Source organism: Peribacillus muralis, assembly GCF_001439925.1.
Lineage (GTDB): Bacteria > Bacillota > Bacilli > Bacillales > DSM-1321 > Peribacillus > Peribacillus muralis.
The window spans coordinates 1-14,119 of record NZ_LMBV01000021.1; the positions used below are offsets into that span (position 1 = coordinate 1).

Annotated in this window: 15 protein-coding genes; 2 read left to right on the forward strand and 13 right to left on the reverse strand. The window is 42.5% G+C overall.

All coding sequences use genetic code 11. The features are described from left to right. Positions 1-91: 91 nt before the first annotated feature. From ASU00_RS19035 to ASU00_RS19065, 7 genes are all read right to left on the reverse strand, one after another. Entirely contained in the window at positions 92-2,248 is a 2,157-nt protein-coding gene (locus ASU00_RS19035) for a penicillin-binding protein (protein WP_082630478.1), read from the reverse strand. 2 nt (positions 2,249-2,250) lie between these two features. Continuing rightward, positions 2,251-2,607: a cell division protein FtsL gene (gene ftsL / locus ASU00_RS19040; protein WP_057915054.1), complete on the reverse strand. Its 357-nt coding sequence runs from the start codon at positions 2,605-2,607 to the stop codon at positions 2,251-2,253. A 25-nt stretch (positions 2,608-2,632) separates the two neighbouring features. After that, positions 2,633-3,571 carry a 16S rRNA (cytosine(1402)-N(4))-methyltransferase RsmH gene (gene rsmH / locus ASU00_RS19045; RefSeq protein ID WP_057915055.1) on the reverse strand — a complete coding sequence of 313 codons (939 nt, stop codon included), beginning with the start codon at positions 3,569-3,571 and terminating at the stop codon, positions 2,633-2,635. A gap of 51 nt (positions 3,572-3,622) precedes the next feature. Next, positions 3,623-4,054 carry a division/cell wall cluster transcriptional repressor MraZ gene (mraZ, locus tag ASU00_RS19050; protein ID WP_057915056.1) on the reverse strand — a complete coding sequence of 144 codons (432 nt, stop codon included), beginning with the start codon at positions 4,052-4,054 and terminating at the stop codon, positions 3,623-3,625. Between the two features lie 325 nt (positions 4,055-4,379). Then, positions 4,380-6,008 (reverse strand): bacillithiol biosynthesis cysteine-adding enzyme BshC, encoded by a 1,629-nt coding sequence (gene bshC / locus ASU00_RS19055; protein WP_057915057.1) that lies wholly within the window; start codon positions 6,006-6,008, stop codon positions 4,380-4,382. Positions 6,009-6,117: 109 nt separating this feature from the next. Then, entirely contained in the window at positions 6,118-6,510 is a 393-nt protein-coding gene (locus tag ASU00_RS19060; protein ID WP_057915058.1) for a DUF3397 domain-containing protein, read from the reverse strand. 4 nt (positions 6,511-6,514) lie between these two features. Further along, entirely contained in the window at positions 6,515-7,399 is an 885-nt protein-coding gene (locus tag ASU00_RS19065) for a 2-dehydropantoate 2-reductase (protein WP_057915059.1), read from the reverse strand. Positions 7,400-7,844: 445 nt separating this feature from the next. Here ASU00_RS19065 and ASU00_RS19070 point away from each other — a divergent pair, with 445 nt between their 5' ends. Then, complete coding sequence (locus tag ASU00_RS19070; protein WP_057915060.1) at positions 7,845-8,333, forward strand: N-acetyltransferase; 489 nt, start codon at positions 7,845-7,847, stop codon at positions 8,331-8,333. 32 nt (positions 8,334-8,365) lie between these two features. Here the strand turns inward: ASU00_RS19070 and ASU00_RS19075 are convergent, their stop codons facing one another. The 4 genes from ASU00_RS19075 to ASU00_RS19090 all read right to left on the reverse strand — a co-directional run bounded on the left by ASU00_RS19075 (position 8,366) and on the right by ASU00_RS19090 (position 10,727). After that, on the reverse strand, positions 8,366-8,983 hold the full coding sequence (locus ASU00_RS19075) for an RsfA family transcriptional regulator (protein WP_057915061.1): 618 nt from the start codon (positions 8,981-8,983) through the stop codon (positions 8,366-8,368). A 79-nt stretch (positions 8,984-9,062) separates the two neighbouring features. Then, complete coding sequence (locus ASU00_RS19080; RefSeq protein WP_057915120.1) at positions 9,063-9,812, reverse strand: enoyl-CoA hydratase/isomerase family protein; 750 nt, start codon at positions 9,810-9,812, stop codon at positions 9,063-9,065. Between the two features lie 154 nt (positions 9,813-9,966). Further along, the gene (rpmF, locus tag ASU00_RS19085; protein WP_034313929.1) at positions 9,967-10,140 is read right to left on the reverse strand and encodes a 50S ribosomal protein L32; all 174 of its coding nucleotides are present in this window, start codon (positions 10,138-10,140) and stop codon (positions 9,967-9,969) included. Between the two features lie 65 nt (positions 10,141-10,205). Then, a complete protein-coding gene (locus tag ASU00_RS19090; RefSeq protein WP_057915062.1) occupies positions 10,206-10,727 on the reverse strand; it encodes a YceD family protein in 522 nt (173 codons plus the stop codon). A 206-nt stretch (positions 10,728-10,933) separates the two neighbouring features. On the opposite strand from ASU00_RS19090, the gene ASU00_RS19095 reads away from it, so the two are divergent. Continuing rightward, positions 10,934-12,145, forward strand: a complete 1,212-nt coding sequence (locus ASU00_RS19095) for a nucleotidyltransferase (RefSeq protein WP_057915063.1) — start codon at positions 10,934-10,936, stop codon at positions 12,143-12,145. A 54-nt stretch (positions 12,146-12,199) separates the two neighbouring features. On the opposite strand, the gene ASU00_RS19100 is transcribed toward ASU00_RS19095, so the two are convergent. Together ASU00_RS19100 and ASU00_RS19105 are read right to left on the reverse strand one after the other, a co-directional pair. Beyond that, entirely contained in the window at positions 12,200-13,225 is a 1,026-nt protein-coding gene (locus tag ASU00_RS19100) for a SepM family pheromone-processing serine protease (RefSeq protein WP_057915064.1), read from the reverse strand. Next, entirely contained in the window at positions 13,215-14,012 is a 798-nt protein-coding gene (locus tag ASU00_RS19105) for a patatin-like phospholipase family protein (protein WP_057915065.1), read from the reverse strand. The genes ASU00_RS19100 and ASU00_RS19105 overlap by 11 nt, the downstream gene beginning before the upstream one ends. Positions 14,013-14,119 lie beyond the last annotated feature (107 nt).

The following is a 14,119-nucleotide window of genomic DNA, read 5'->3' on the forward strand; positions in this document are numbered from 1 at the left end:
AGTATATAAAAAAATACCTGTATATAAAACACTCTTTTTCAAGTGTCCTAACTACAGGTACCAGTTTATATGGATTCCCCCTCTATCATACTCATTCAGTTTTCTCATTCGTCGGTATATCCTCAGTAGCTCCATCAGGCTGGGATAATTCTATAGTGAAGGAATCGCCTTCCTTCACCTTTTTCCCTGCTTCGAGATTCTGTTTACTCACATATCCCGTTCCTGTCGTTTTCAGGTCCAGTTTTGCGACCTTAGCCAATTTCATGACGTCCCTCAATGACCATCCTTTCATATCAGGAACCTTCATTTCACCTTCCGTTCTCAAGATGATCTTTTCACCCTGTAAAAGCGTACTTCCAGCTTTCGGGGATTGATCGAGAACTCTACGCCCGTTCCCTATCGTGCTTACATCATAGCCAAGCTCCTTCAGCTCCTTCGTGGCAGAGCTGTCAGTTTTATTCGTATAGTCAACGATTTTACTCGCTTTTTGTTTCTTAACATCAGATGGCTTGATGTTTAAATATTGCAGGCTATTTTGCATAACCGGATTGAATATCTCTGACAATGGGTCGGCGCCAACAGAAGATTCACCTAACTTAGGCTGCTTGACCGCGACATACATGACCAATTGCGGGTCATCTTTTGGAGCCATCCCTAAAAAGGAAAATACGTAGTTATTTTTCCCTACTAGATATTTGCCTGTCGGACCGGCAATTTGTGCTGTACCGGTTTTTCCTGCGACTTCATATCCGTCAAGGGCATATTTGCTTCCTGTTCCCTTTTTCGCAGAAATCACCGTTTCCAAATAGTCACGCACCTGCTTGGCTGTCTCTGCTGATATCGGGTTCCCATTCACTTTCGGCTTTGTCGTTTTCAAAACCTTTCCTGTATCTTGATCGGAGATGCTTTTGATTACATAGGGCTGCATCATTTTCCCTTCATTGGCTATCGCGGAAGCAGCCTGGATTTGTTGGATCGGGGTGACGGTCGAGCCTTGTCCAAAGGCCGTTGTCACTTTTTCAAGCTTGTACTTATATTGAATTTTACCCGTTATTTCGTTCGGCAAATCAATTCCCGTTTTGTTATCGAATCCGAATTTAGTCAAATACTCCCTGAAGGTATCCGCTCCGATCTTATCCATTGCAAGTGTTGCGAAAGCGACATTGGAAGAACGTTGAACCCCTTCAAGAAATGTCATGCTTTTCCCTCTTTCGATTCCACTGTGATCATGAATTTCCCCTGAACCGGCTTTGTAGGTTCCCGCAACAAAACTGTCATTCGGATTGAAGACCCCTTCCTCGACAGCAGCAGCAAGCGTGAAGGTTTTCATGGTTGATCCTGGCTCGAATGTTTCTTCAATCGCAAGGTTTCGCCAAGTATCCGTGAGCCCCACCTTCGTTATTGGATGGAAGGTGGGCCTTTGTCCCATCGCCACAATCTCTCCCGTTTTAGGATTGGATACGATCGCGATGATTTGCTCGGGATCATATTTTGCCTGCACCTTGCTCAATGAATCTTCCAAGAAGGTTTGAATTTTCTTGTCGATGGTCAACATCACGTCATTGCCATTATCCGGGGCGACCACTTTTTCCTTCGCATCCGGTAAAAGGAATCCCTCTGAGTCACTGTCAAATGTCAGCTTTCCATCCCTTTCCTGCAATTCTTTATTGAGATACCTCTCAATGCCAAACTTACCAGTCATTTCTTCTGTCTTTTCATCTTTTTCCACATACCCTATCAAATGGGATGCGAAGATTCCATTTGGATAAAATCGTTTATTCGTCCTTCCGAATGTAATACCCGGCAGCTGCATTTTTTCGATTTTCTGTTTGACGACCTGCGTCAAATCCTTGCCCGCGCTGCCAAACTCAACCTGATATGGCCCTTTTTTCGTAAGACGTTCATAAATTTCCTGTTCATCCATGTCAATATATTTAGCAAGCTTAGCAGCGGTCATTTCGGGATCCTTGACGTGCTCAGGTTCTTTTTTACTGAGTACAGCTCTTAAGATATAGGCAGAAGTATCCTCGGCGATGACTTCCCCCTTTGTATCGAGAATGCTGCCCCTTTTTGCTTCCAGGACCTGTTTCTTTTCATATTTCTTTTCGATTTTCGAAGCGAGCACCTCCCCGCCTGCTGTTCCTGTCACCTGAATATACAAAAAGCGGCTGATTAAAACAAAAAAGAGCAGGCCGAATAAGAAGAATAATCCGGCTGCCCCATGCTTCATATTTTTTTGTTTCTGCATTATCACTGCACACCCTTCACATTATTCTTATTTAACTTGAACCCAAGCGCTGCAGCTTTTTTCCAAATTCTCTCGTATGTACTAAGTTCGGCAACTTGCACTTTCAAATCGTCATTCACTTTGCTCTGTTCGTCAATTTTCGATTCAACAAGCTGGATCTCTTTATTCGTTTCATATATGGCCGCTTGATTAGAGACGATCTTCACTCCCATAAACGCAACCATAATAGCAAGGGCACATAGTAAGAAAACTTCACCAATGGATATTTTCGCCTTACGGATGACCACTGTTTGCTGTGCCTGTTGCTGGTGTTGGTCTTCATATTGCTGTTCTTGCATTTTTTTGGCAATGGAACTCATTCCTATTCCCCCTTACTGATATTCTCTATATTTTTTGCTTTTGAGCAATTCTTAACTTAGCCGAACGTGAACGATTATTCCCTTCCAATTCAGCTTCTGAAGGTAAAATCGGTTTTCTGGTAATAATTTTCAAGGTTGGTTTGAATTCATCCGGGATGATAGGAAGCCCAGGCGGAAGGTCCGGCATGCTGCTTGCTTTTTTGAATACCGTTTTGCAAATCCGATCTTCAAGCGAATGGAATGTAATGACCGATATCCTGCCTTCCATATCCAAAAGCGAAATCGCTTGTTCCAGAGAGTCCTCGAAAACGCCAAGCTCATCGTTCACGGCAATCCTGATTGCTTGGAATACACGTTTCGCAGGATGTCCGCCTTTACGCCTGGCAGGGGCAGGGATTCCATCTTTTATCAGCTCTACAAGCTCAAACGTCGTTTCAATCGGTTTTATCTCACGTGCCGCTTCAATTTTCCGGGCAATTTGCTTGGAAAACTTTTCTTCTCCATATTGAAAGAATATCCTAAGCAAATCATGGAATGACCATGTATTCACGACATCATAGGCAGAGATGGCAGCGCTTTGGTCCATCCTCATGTCCAGGGGCGCATCATGGTTATAACTGAACCCACGTTCAGGTGTATCCAATTGGGGCGATGACACACCTAAATCGTACAAGATCCCATCCACTTTCTCGATTCCCCGGGCATTCAACTCTTCTTTTAAGTATTTAAAATTATTCGGAACAAGAACAATACGCTCACCATAGCTTTCCAGTTTTTCCTTAGCATTTCGAATCGCCGTTTCGTCCTGATCAAAAGCATAAAGCCTGCCCTTGTCAGAGAGCTGTGAAAGCAAGTATTCGCTGTGACCGGCTCCTCCTAAAGTACAATCCACATAAACTCCATCAGGTTTGATATTCAATCCATCAACCGTCTCTTTTAATAACACTGTAGTATGTTGAAACATGTTAGTCATCCTTCCAATCGGTTATTGAGTGACTCTATTCTGAGGGCAGCCTTAAATATCAAAGCCAATCATATTTTCTGCTATCTCAGCGAAAGAATCCTCCGAAGCTGAAAAATAGTTTTCCCAAAGGGATTTGCTCCAAATCTCAATACGATTGGTAACACCAAGAATTACACATTCTTTTTCCAATTGGCCATATGAAGTAAGCGGCGCGGGGATATTAATTCGCCCTTGTTTATCAATTTCGCATTCTGTTGCTGCGGAAAAGAAAAATCGGGTAAAGGCTCGGGCATCTTTTTTTGTTAAAGGCAAGGCTTTCAGCTTTTCTTCAAGCAGCTTCCACTCTTCCATAGGGTAACCAAATAAACATTGATCGAGTCCGCGGGTAAGAACAAATTGCTCCCCGAGATTGTCCCTGAATTTCACGGGGACGATCAACCGGCCCTTTATATCGATGTTATGATGGTACTCTCCCATGAACATACCCATTACCCCCACATTCTAATCTCAATGTACCACAATCCCCCACCTTTCTCCACTTGTTTTTACTTTCTCCTTCCAAGTAAAAATTCCCTTCTTTTCTATGCAAGTTTTATTAAGCCAAATTAACCAAAAAAACGTGCATTTCCCTCGAATGGACTCAGACTAGGACACAGTCCCACTATTCCTGTCGAAGCCATACTTGACAAGTGCCCTGGAAACAGAAAAAAGACAGGCTTATCGCCTATCTTTTTTTACTCTCTGTCAGGATTGGTATGTGGCAACCTTTTGACTGGTCCCCCACCTTCCCCCAAAACGGATGGTGTTTCTAAATGAAAATCAGTTTATGCTGATTATTGAATTGGTAATCCAGCTTCATGATATCGCGAATGAATTCCGGTCCATATTGATTCAGGTAATAAAACGCATTCCAAATCCTCTCTTGGGGCGATTCCAGTGGATAAAGAGAATGGGCGATCCGTTCATATTTTTTCAAGGTAACCGAATGGCGTTCCTTTGTACGGTCACCGATTCTACCATATATGAAATCTAATTGCCTTTGGATGAATTCAATGTTTTTATTCAGCATCGGCTCAAGCCCTTTATCTAAAGAAACGGCATGATCGGAAAGTTTTTTATGGTTCTCTTCAAGCTGTGATTTCAGGTTTTCGAACAGATCAGCCGTTGTCTCATCTTCCACCGCTTCCAAGTACCGTTTCACAGCATTAACGGTTCCTTCAGTCAGAACAGTATCCAAGGTCAGTTCCATTTCCTCTAGATCCGTTTGGACACCCCGCTCCACAATCGTGATGTTTAGCCTAGGGATGATCGGCGGCATCTTCATCGAAAACAACTCAAATGCCCGTTTTAATTCAGCCCAATAGGCAATCTCCCCCGGACCTGAAATGAAAGCCAATACCGGAAATAGCATTTCCTGCATAAGCGGTCGCGTGATGACATTGTTGCTTAGCCGTTCCGGATGATTGTTGGCTACCATCAGCAGTTCCGACTCGGAAAACGAAGCCTCTGTGTTTTTGCCGCTAAAGCCGCCTTCCACACGTTCCAGTAAACATCGATCTTTTTTTTCTGGATCATAATAAAATAAATTCGCTGCTTGTTTATCCATTTCTATCATTTTAGGATATCCTTTTGCATGCATGAATGATTGTTGATCCTCGACCACTTCAGCAATCCGCTCACTTTTTTTAATCATCGAGACAAAGTGGCCCTTTTCGATTTGCCTTAAGTCCGGATCTGCTGCATCGACGAGTAAAAGACCATATTCATGGAACCACTCATGTATCAGCCGGGCAAAAAAGTCGACGAAGGTTTTCGATTCCCTGATCGTTTCTTTCATATTAATCAGGAGTTTATTCGTAAAGGCCGTTTCACCATAGGTTTCAATGATTTCTTCGAACCACTTCTCTGCCTTATCCGATTCAAGCTCCACATCCGATACCATCGTTTTATAAGGCTGATAAGAAGGATACGTTTTTTTGTGCGGCTTTCCGTTTTTCATAACATACACATGATTGACCTCAGCCAAATCATGATCTTCGCCAGCTATCCAAAAAACCGGTATGACCGGTCGCCCCAGTTCTTTCTCCTGTTCTTTTGCAAGCTTAACGATCGAAATCACTTTATGGATGGTATACAGCGGACCAGTCAGCAATCCAGCCTGCTGTCCGCCAATTACGACAACGGAATCATCCCTGCGCAACCTTTCAATATTTCCTTTAACTGCCTCACTACTCGAAAAACGGGACATATATCGTTGTATGTAATCGGATAATTCACGACGTGAAAAAGCACGGTTCATCAATTCATCATATCTATCGCGATAAATATCCGGCTTAGATAAGTCATAATGAAAATAATCCTCCGCTTCAAGACGATTTTGTAGATAGTCCGATGCAAAACGGTTTAAAGATGGTAACGCGAGATCTTTCATCTCCATTTCTGTTCTCCCTTTCTCTGCAACTACAATTCTTTTTAGAGTATAACATTCCAGTTTAAGAAAACAAAAGAAGTTGCCCAGCAGCAGAAAATTGATGTGGCGTTCTATTTTATGTAGTAAATATCTCCGTAATACTTGTAATTAAACCTATGGAAAATAATAGAATATACATAACGAAAAAGAAGGCGAAGTTCACTCTCCAAAAGCCCTTTACCACCTTACGGAAAATGATTTCCTCTTTCAACTTATAATGGACCATGGCCACCACGAATGCGTTGCCAATCATGATCAGCAAGATCACCCAAAGGATGTGCTTATCCCAAATTGCAATGATTAAATAATGGACGGATATTACGAATAGTAGCGCACTCATGTCCATCGCGAACTGAACGGAGCGCCTATGGTTTCTCGTGATTTGTTTGGCACCTATAAAAAAAAGTATGTACCCTATAAAAGGCAAGGTAATAAAAATCGCGGCAACACTTGAAACAACGTTCGGCACACCCTCATCCCCCCCGAGACTCTTTCCCCTTGATCATCTTATATAGAGAAGACGCCAGGCCATTCTTTTTCCCATTACGGTTGGCCACCGTAAGGATATGGCCCAATATAGCATCGATTTCCGTTTGGCTGCCCTTTTCCAAATCTTTGAGCATCGACGAACGATTTCCTGCAGTTGCCATGCAAACGGATTTAACATGTTCAAAGGACTCTGCTTTATTCTCCACCTCCAAAATGTCGGAGATTTCATTGAAAAGCTCTTTAAACAATTGATAATAAAAAGCATTGCTGATCAAATCTCCATTTTCCACTTGCAGGATCGCTGTTAATGGGTTGATTACTGCATTAACGACAAGTTTATCGAGGAGGATCGATTGATAGTCCTCGCTTTTCGCAAATGGAAAACGGTCGAACTCTTCATTCACTAACGATAGGTGATCAAGCTCACCTCTATAGGCGGCCACCCTGGTGATGCCAAGACCGGTATGCTCAACGGTATTGGCATCATGTCTTAAGGCTCCATGTTCCACGACCCCAACATAGATGTACGGAGAGTGCAGCTGTTTCAAATGAGTAATATGGCCGTAGCCATTCTGCAAGAAAAGCATTGGCACACCAAGGCGATTGATTGCAGGCAGGATTTGTTGAAGCTGGTATTGTTTAACTGCCGTTATAAGAAGGTCTTGTTCGGTTATCCCTTCATCCAGGCTTTTTGAAAAGATGTTGTCCAACAACCGGCTTTCACCTTCTTTTATAAGCAGGAGCCCGTCATGACTGATGATTGAGGCCTGTTGTGCCGTGCGGGTGTATAGAGTCACACGATGTTTGTCACACAAATGAGATGCAAACAGTAACCCGATCGCCCCTCCTCCAATGATTCCAATTCTCATATTACCAATCCTTACTTTTCTGAAATATATTTACTATTTTAACACATTTTCTTTTTTATCCTGCATCAAATTTCACGCCATTCATTATAGAAAATCCAGCTTATCAGTTTACTGCGCATCACTTGCAAAAAACCTCAATTAAAACTGTTATAAATGTGTCATTGAGGATTTATTTCCTTCTTTAAGCATCAAATTAATGGTATATTAGATACGAAAAGCTAAGCCATTCATTACTTTTAATGGGAATATGAAATACCGCCAACTTCAACCAAATTGAAGATAAGAGGTGAGGGTTGTATGGCTATGGCTATAATCAGCAGGATGGAATGAACCATATCATGCTAGATTTAGCCTTTAGTTGGGATTCCACAGGGTACCGATCAGCGGGATGACTTTCAAGGGCCACTATCGAAGAGGTTTATCAGAATTAAGGGGGAGCTTTTTTATGGAATACAAGGTTGAACGATTACTTGTAAATTTTAAAACGCTTGAGGAATTCAAAAAATTCAAAGAATACGGAATACAGGAATTGTCAATGCTGGATGATTTAGAGGGCAACATCATTGAAAACGACAGCCAATCACCTTTTTATGGAGTCTTTTATGGCGACAAACTTGTAGCCCGGATGAGCCTCTATAAAAGAAGCGCTAAATTCGATCAATATTTTGACAATTCAAGGGATTTCCTCGTTCTTTGGAAGCTTGAAGTCCTGCCTAACTATCAGAAAAAAGGCTATGGAAAAGCTTTGGTCGAATTCGCCAAAAGCCTGAACATGCCTATTAAAACGAATCCAAGAGTTCACTCACAAGATTTTTGGAAAAAGATGGGCTTTTCTGCCGTTTCCTATGATATGGACCGGGACCTTGGGGAAAACCCGCTGATTTGGAGCCCATTCGACCAACAAGCAACGACGGAACTAGATACAGAAGAATAATGAAAGGCGGGCGGAGTTTCCACCCGCCTTTTCTATTTATTGACCCTTTCCAAATTCCCATTCTTATCCATTTGAAAACTCACTTTCGGATTTGTTTTTTCGTCCTCTTGTACACTAAGCTTCCTGGCCCGCTCCATGATTTGCATAAGCGCCCGATAATCTTCCTCCACGGCTTTCAAGTTTTCTCTCAGCAAGGTATTCTCTTCCTGTAAACGGAGATTTTCTTGTTCAAGATATAAGGAGTGTTCGGAAATTCGTTCCTTCTCATCATTATCAATCTGGAAGAACTCATCCATTTTAGTTAAATATAATATAACCTTCTGAAGCGTAATAGAATCTTTTTCATCCTCATGGGGCGCCTGTTCAACCTTGTGATCTTCCAATGCAGCAATAGGTTTAGGCTCCGCATCAGTCTCGAGGACGGCCTGTTCCTTCCTTTGTTTCTTTGCTAGCTCGATGCCAGATTTATATTGCTTCCTTACAAAAGAGTTCCAACGAAATCCACATGCTGCCGACGTTCTCGATAACTGCTTACCCACTTCTTCAAAAGCCTTCAATTGGGTACTGCCCTCTCTTATATGCCTTAAAACCACTTCAGCCAATAGTAAATCCTCATCATGGGTCCATGCATCTTGTCTCGCAATCGACATCTCTCTACCTCCTTAGCAAGTTTTAATTCATAATATGCACATGCTAGGAAAGATAGAAGAAATATAAAGGCAGTATTTTTTATTTTTTCTTGTTTAAGAAACGACGGACTGCAGCATGATGTGCATCGCTTGCCCAAAGTTTAGCACATTCATGGATTTCAGCCTCCATTCTTCCTTTAAGGCCACTCTCCTGCCAATTATTGACCAATAATTTTTTATAGGCCATCAATACCCCTGTCTCATGGCAAAGAATATCTTCTGCGAAACTTTCCCATCCTCCTTCTCCGACTATCTCATCTACGAAACCAAATCCTTGAGCTTCTTCCGCTTTAAATATGTTTGCATCCATTAGTAGCTTTAGCGCCTTTTGCGTTGGTATTTTTTCAAGTAAAAGGGAAGCGCCGCCCCAGCCTGTCGTAATACCAAGCGTACCTTGGATAAAACCTAGCTTGACCCCTTTTTTCGCTACCCTGAAATCACAAGCTGTAGCTATTTCGCAACCTCCGCCAACAGCGCTTCCATTCAGGAACGCCAATGTCGGTTTTGGAAAAACTGCAAGTGTATAAAGAATCTCGCCCATTTTCGATAACATAGTAAAGGCATCTTCTTCTGTATATAAATCTTGAAACTCACTCAAATCCCCCCCTGAGCAGAAAGCGTCTGTTCCCGCACCTGTCAGGACGAGCATTTTAACACCGTCATCGTGGGCCGCTTCCGCCAATATGGTTTGAAGTTCGTCCATCAATTGATAATTCACTGCATTCCGTTTCTCTGGTCTATTGAATATGACCTTCATGAAACCGCGCATATCCTTCTCCACTTTAATCATTCGATTCACGTAATCACCATCTCCACATTCTTCATCCCGGCTTTTTTTCCGAATATTCCGCGAAATCAAGTTATAAAAAAAGCCCAGAGAAAATCTCTGCGCTTTGATTAGCGTGTTGCATCAAGAAAGCCAGGCTTTCAAGTAGGATCAGAAATTATTTTGCGACAACTTCTTTTCCTTTATATGTTCCACATTCTTTACAAACGTGATGTGAAAGAGTCATTCCACCACAGCTTGGGCATTCTACCATACCAGGTACTTGAAGCTTGAAGTGTGTACGACGTTTTCTTTTTACAGTTTTCGACGTTCTTCTAAAAGGTACAGCCATTATTCCCACCTCCTTAAAAAATATAAAAAAGCTGGAAAAATCGGATTAACGATTTTCCGTTCCAATCAAGATTCTTTATTGTTGTCAAAAAAGTCGGCAAGCTTTGCAAATCTCGGATCAACCTTATGCTCATTTTCCTCTTCAGAAATAACAGCCCAGTCTTTTCCGGATTGAGGAGCAGCTTCATTGGAATCGACATCCTCACAAAAAACCTGCATCGGAATTTCTAGCAATAAATTTTCTTTAATTACCGGTATAAGGTCTACAACATCACCTTCTACAACAGTGACATCATCTCCGTAGAAATCAGAGTCCTCTGCCTTTAATAGAAAGGTTTCCTTTGTATCAATATCAATCGGATATTTAACGTCTACCAGTGTACGGGAACAAGGTAATGTTAATTCACCTGAAAGATGCAGGTGAAAAGTAATCTCGGTCGAGCTGATATCAGCCCTTCCTGTTACTCTAATCGGAGAAACGTCGCGTATTTGCGGGTCTCTTTCTCTAATGTCTAAGACATCCACCAGTTCATCAAACCGTAAATCTTTGTCCCGAATTTTTTGAAGTTGACTAATTGTCCATTTCAAATGAAATCACCTCAAGGCAACAAAAATAATTATAGCTTTCAATTATAAGTTTGTCAATATTTTTTCTTTACACTATAATGTAGTCATCCTAACTGATTATCCAACGTTGAAACAAAAAATCATGACGAAACATTATAGAGTTTTACTTGAAATACTATTTTAGCACTAAGTTGAAAAAATACAAAGTTTTTCTCTGAGGTGAACGAATGAAGGCTTGCGGTTTAGTAGTCGAATATAACCCTTTTCATAACGGACATGTTTTACATGCAAGAAAAAGTAGAGAAAAAACCGGGGCGGATATCGTGGTCGCAGTCATGAGCGGGCCCTTTTTACAGCGAGGAGAGCCTGCTTTAGTCAGTAAATGGACACGTGCTGCCATGGCCCTGCAAGGCGGCATCGACCTTGTCATCGAGCTTCCTTACGCTTTTGCAACACAAAAGGCGGAGATTTTCGCAAAAGGCTCCATCTCCCTTTTGGAGTACCTTGGCTGCGACTCTTTTTGCTTTGGGAGTGAGGACGGGAGAATTGAACCGTTCATCACCGCGAATAACGTTATTTCAGATCAATCGGCAGCATTCGATGCCGCGGTCAAATCGGCCATGGATGCCGGGAATAGCTATCCTGCAAGTGCTGCCCAGGCTTATCAAGCGATCATTAAAAATGAAGGGGCCCTGGATTTGACGAAGCCCAATAACATCCTTGGAAAGGAATATGTAAGTGCTGCCCTTACTAACGGTTTTTCGATCCGCCCCTATACGATCAAAAGAGTGGCTGCCGGATACCATGATACTGATTTATCGAATGATTCCATTGCCAGCGCGACAGGAATCCGTAAAGCCATCCATGAAGAACAGGGCAAAAGTTTGGATTCCGTTTCTAGCTACATTCCCAAACCGACGAGAATTGGCCTTGAGCAATACCTATCCAGCTACCGCTCCTTGCATGATTGGGAAATGTATTGGCCCTTGTTGAAGTACCGGATCCTATCTTCTTCATTAAGCGAATTGGCAGCGGTTTATGAAATCGAGGAAGGGATAGAGCACCGAATCCAGCAGATGGCTAAAACCGCTGCGACCTTTTCACAATTCATGACGGCGCTGAAAACAAAACGCTATACATGGACAAGGCTCCAGCGGATGTGCGTCCACATATTGACCCATACTTCCAAGGAACAAATGGCAAATACTCACCTCCCGGCCTATATCAGACTCCTTGGCATGAATAACAAGGGACGGGAATATTTGCACACCGTCAAGAAAGACTTACCGCTCCCGCTCATATCCAAATTGTCTGCCTTTCAAAAGCAGGACATCGAAATGGACATAAGAGCCGCACAGGTTTATGCACTTGGCTTATCCGAGTCGGACCAAGCTTCCCTGATGAAACGGGAATATGCAGCGCCCATCATCACTAAATGAAAACGGATTTCATGACAAAAAAAGCGCAGACAGATTACCTGCCTGCGCTTTTTTTCATTTTTCTTTTCCCTTTAACTTATTTAAATAAGCTACTGCATCATCAAAGTTATCGATTGGAACAATCTTCATCTCAGTACCGATATCCTTCGCCGCTATAAGTGCATCTTCATAGTTCGAGCCCGCTGCTCCGTTTTCGTTTGGGGCGAAGAAAATTTCCGCTCCAGATTTATCAGCGGCTACTATCTTCTGTTGAATCCCGCCAATTGGCCCGACTGTCCCATCATCCGACATCGTTCCAGTACCCGCTATATTGTAACCTTTCGTTAAATCGCCTTCTTTCAATTGATTATAAATCTCCAAAGAAAACATAAGTCCAGCAGAAGGACCGCCTATCTGTTCCGAATCAATGGAAATGGCCGGCTTTGTTGTCACTTTTCGATTGTCATCAAGTGAGATGCCTATGCCCACCCTATTCGGGTCATCTTTAAAAGGCTGTAAAGGTAAAACGGCGGTTTTCTCCGTCTCCTCCCGCTTATACGTCAATTCAACCTTATCTCCAGCTTTCTTTCCATTAATGTAGCCCATGAATTCTTGTGCAGACTTGAATTTAAGATTATCGACCTGTATGATTTGGTCGCCCGCTTTCAATTCTTTTGCAGCTGGCATACCCTTAAGCACGTCCAAAACATATACGCCCAAATATTCATAATCGACTTCTTTCCCTGCTTTTTCATAGGCTATCTGAATGGCATTGTTTTTCGAACCATCCATTAAGTGCAATTGCCTAATATTATATTCTTCATCCGTTTCATCTTCACTCCTGATTGCGGTTTCAGGATAAAGCTCCTGATATTTGCTCCACTTTGCCAGCAGATAGGAATAAATATTGGCCCGGCCCATCCTAACGGTCGTCAACATAAAACTCCCTTTCGCTTCATCCCCGCCTGAAACCTCAATAATCGGCTCCAATTCTTTTGCCATTCCTGGTTTAGATACATAAAAGGGTAGGGAATAAAGTGCTGATGCTATGAGAATGATAGCAACCACCAGGAAAGTGCGTACATAGATTTTACGGTTCATCTTCAAAAGACTCCTTCCAAGTAACAATGCTTTGCTTAATTTGATCGATCTTTCCTCTTGCTGCTTCTTCTCCAATACTAATTATTTCCTGTACGTTTGTAAATGATTTCGAGCTGTATTTCTCGACCCTTGGGCGTATCATGACGTCTGAAGCAAACTCCCTGCTTTTAACAAGCTCCATTTGCAGGATATCGAGACTTTGCATGATAACATCGTATATGGAGTTTATTTCCATATCTTGTTTCACATGGGCGACGTCCACGCCGATTATGATGTCTGCCCCCATCTCCTTCACGACAGAAACAGGAACCCTGTCAACAACCCCGCCATCAACAAGCAGTCGCTTTCCTATTTTTTCAGGTGTGAATATCCCGGGAATTGAGATACTTGCCCTGACTGCAGGAGCGATGGGGCCTTGCCGAAAAATGACCTTATCCCCCGTTTTTAAATCAGTGGCGACAACAGCCACAGGAATATCGAGTTCTTCGAAATTCTTTCCATATGTAAATACCCTGATTAAATCCTTTGTTCGTTTACCGGAAATGAAGCCCATTTTAGGTATCGTGAAATCCAAATAGTACTTTCGTTTAAAAGCACGGGACAGCTTATACAGCCGTTCAATGTCCGATCCCGCTCCATAAAAGGCTGCTACCATCGCGCCCATGCTGCTACCGGCAATCATGTCGATTGGAATTCCTTCTTGCTGCAATACCTTTATCACTCCAATATGCGCAAACCCCCTCGCACCTCCCGACCCAAGTGCAAGCCCGACCTTTGGTTCCGACAAAGATATCCCCCCTGTTGAAAAATATTGAAAATACGACTCATTCAAAGTTATGGTCTTAAACGGATTTATAGAAGCATATTATTTATATTGACAGTGGAACAAGCCAG

Bases quoted from the DNA above. Each gene is read 5' to 3' on its own strand.
- rsmH (WP_057915055.1), bottom strand. From the start codon at position 3,571: ATGTTTCAACATACTACAGTGTTATTAAAAGAGACGGTTGATGGATTG.
- ASU00_RS19095 (WP_057915063.1), top strand. From the start codon at position 10,934: ATGAAGGCTTGCGGTTTAGTAGTCGAATATAACCCTTTTCATAACGGA.
- rpmF (WP_034313929.1), bottom strand. From the start codon at position 10,140: ATGGCTGTACCTTTTAGAAGAACGTCGAAAACTGTAAAAAGAAAACGT.
- ASU00_RS19075 (WP_057915061.1), bottom strand. From the start codon at position 8,983: ATGTCGATTGCGAGACAAGATGCATGGACCCATGATGAGGATTTACTA.
- mraZ (WP_057915056.1), bottom strand. From the start codon at position 4,054: ATGTTCATGGGAGAGTACCATCATAACATCGATATAAAGGGCCGGTTG.
- ASU00_RS19080 (WP_057915120.1), bottom strand. From the start codon at position 9,812: ATGATTAAAGTGGAGAAGGATATGCGCGGTTTCATGAAGGTCATATTC.
- ASU00_RS19035 (WP_082630478.1), bottom strand. From the start codon at position 2,248: ATGCAGAAACAAAAAAATATGAAGCATGGGGCAGCCGGATTATTCTTC.
- ASU00_RS19065 (WP_057915059.1), bottom strand. From the start codon at position 7,399: ATGAGAATTGGAATCATTGGAGGAGGGGCGATCGGGTTACTGTTTGCA.
- bshC (WP_057915057.1), bottom strand. From the start codon at position 6,008: ATGGAGATGAAAGATCTCGCGTTACCATCTTTAAACCGTTTTGCATCG.
- ftsL (WP_057915054.1), bottom strand. From the start codon at position 2,607: ATGAGTTCCATTGCCAAAAAAATGCAAGAACAGCAATATGAAGACCAA.
- ASU00_RS19100 (WP_057915064.1), bottom strand. From the start codon at position 13,225: ATGAACCGTAAAATCTATGTACGCACTTTCCTGGTGGTTGCTATCATT.
- ASU00_RS19070 (WP_057915060.1), top strand. From the start codon at position 7,845: ATGGAATACAAGGTTGAACGATTACTTGTAAATTTTAAAACGCTTGAG.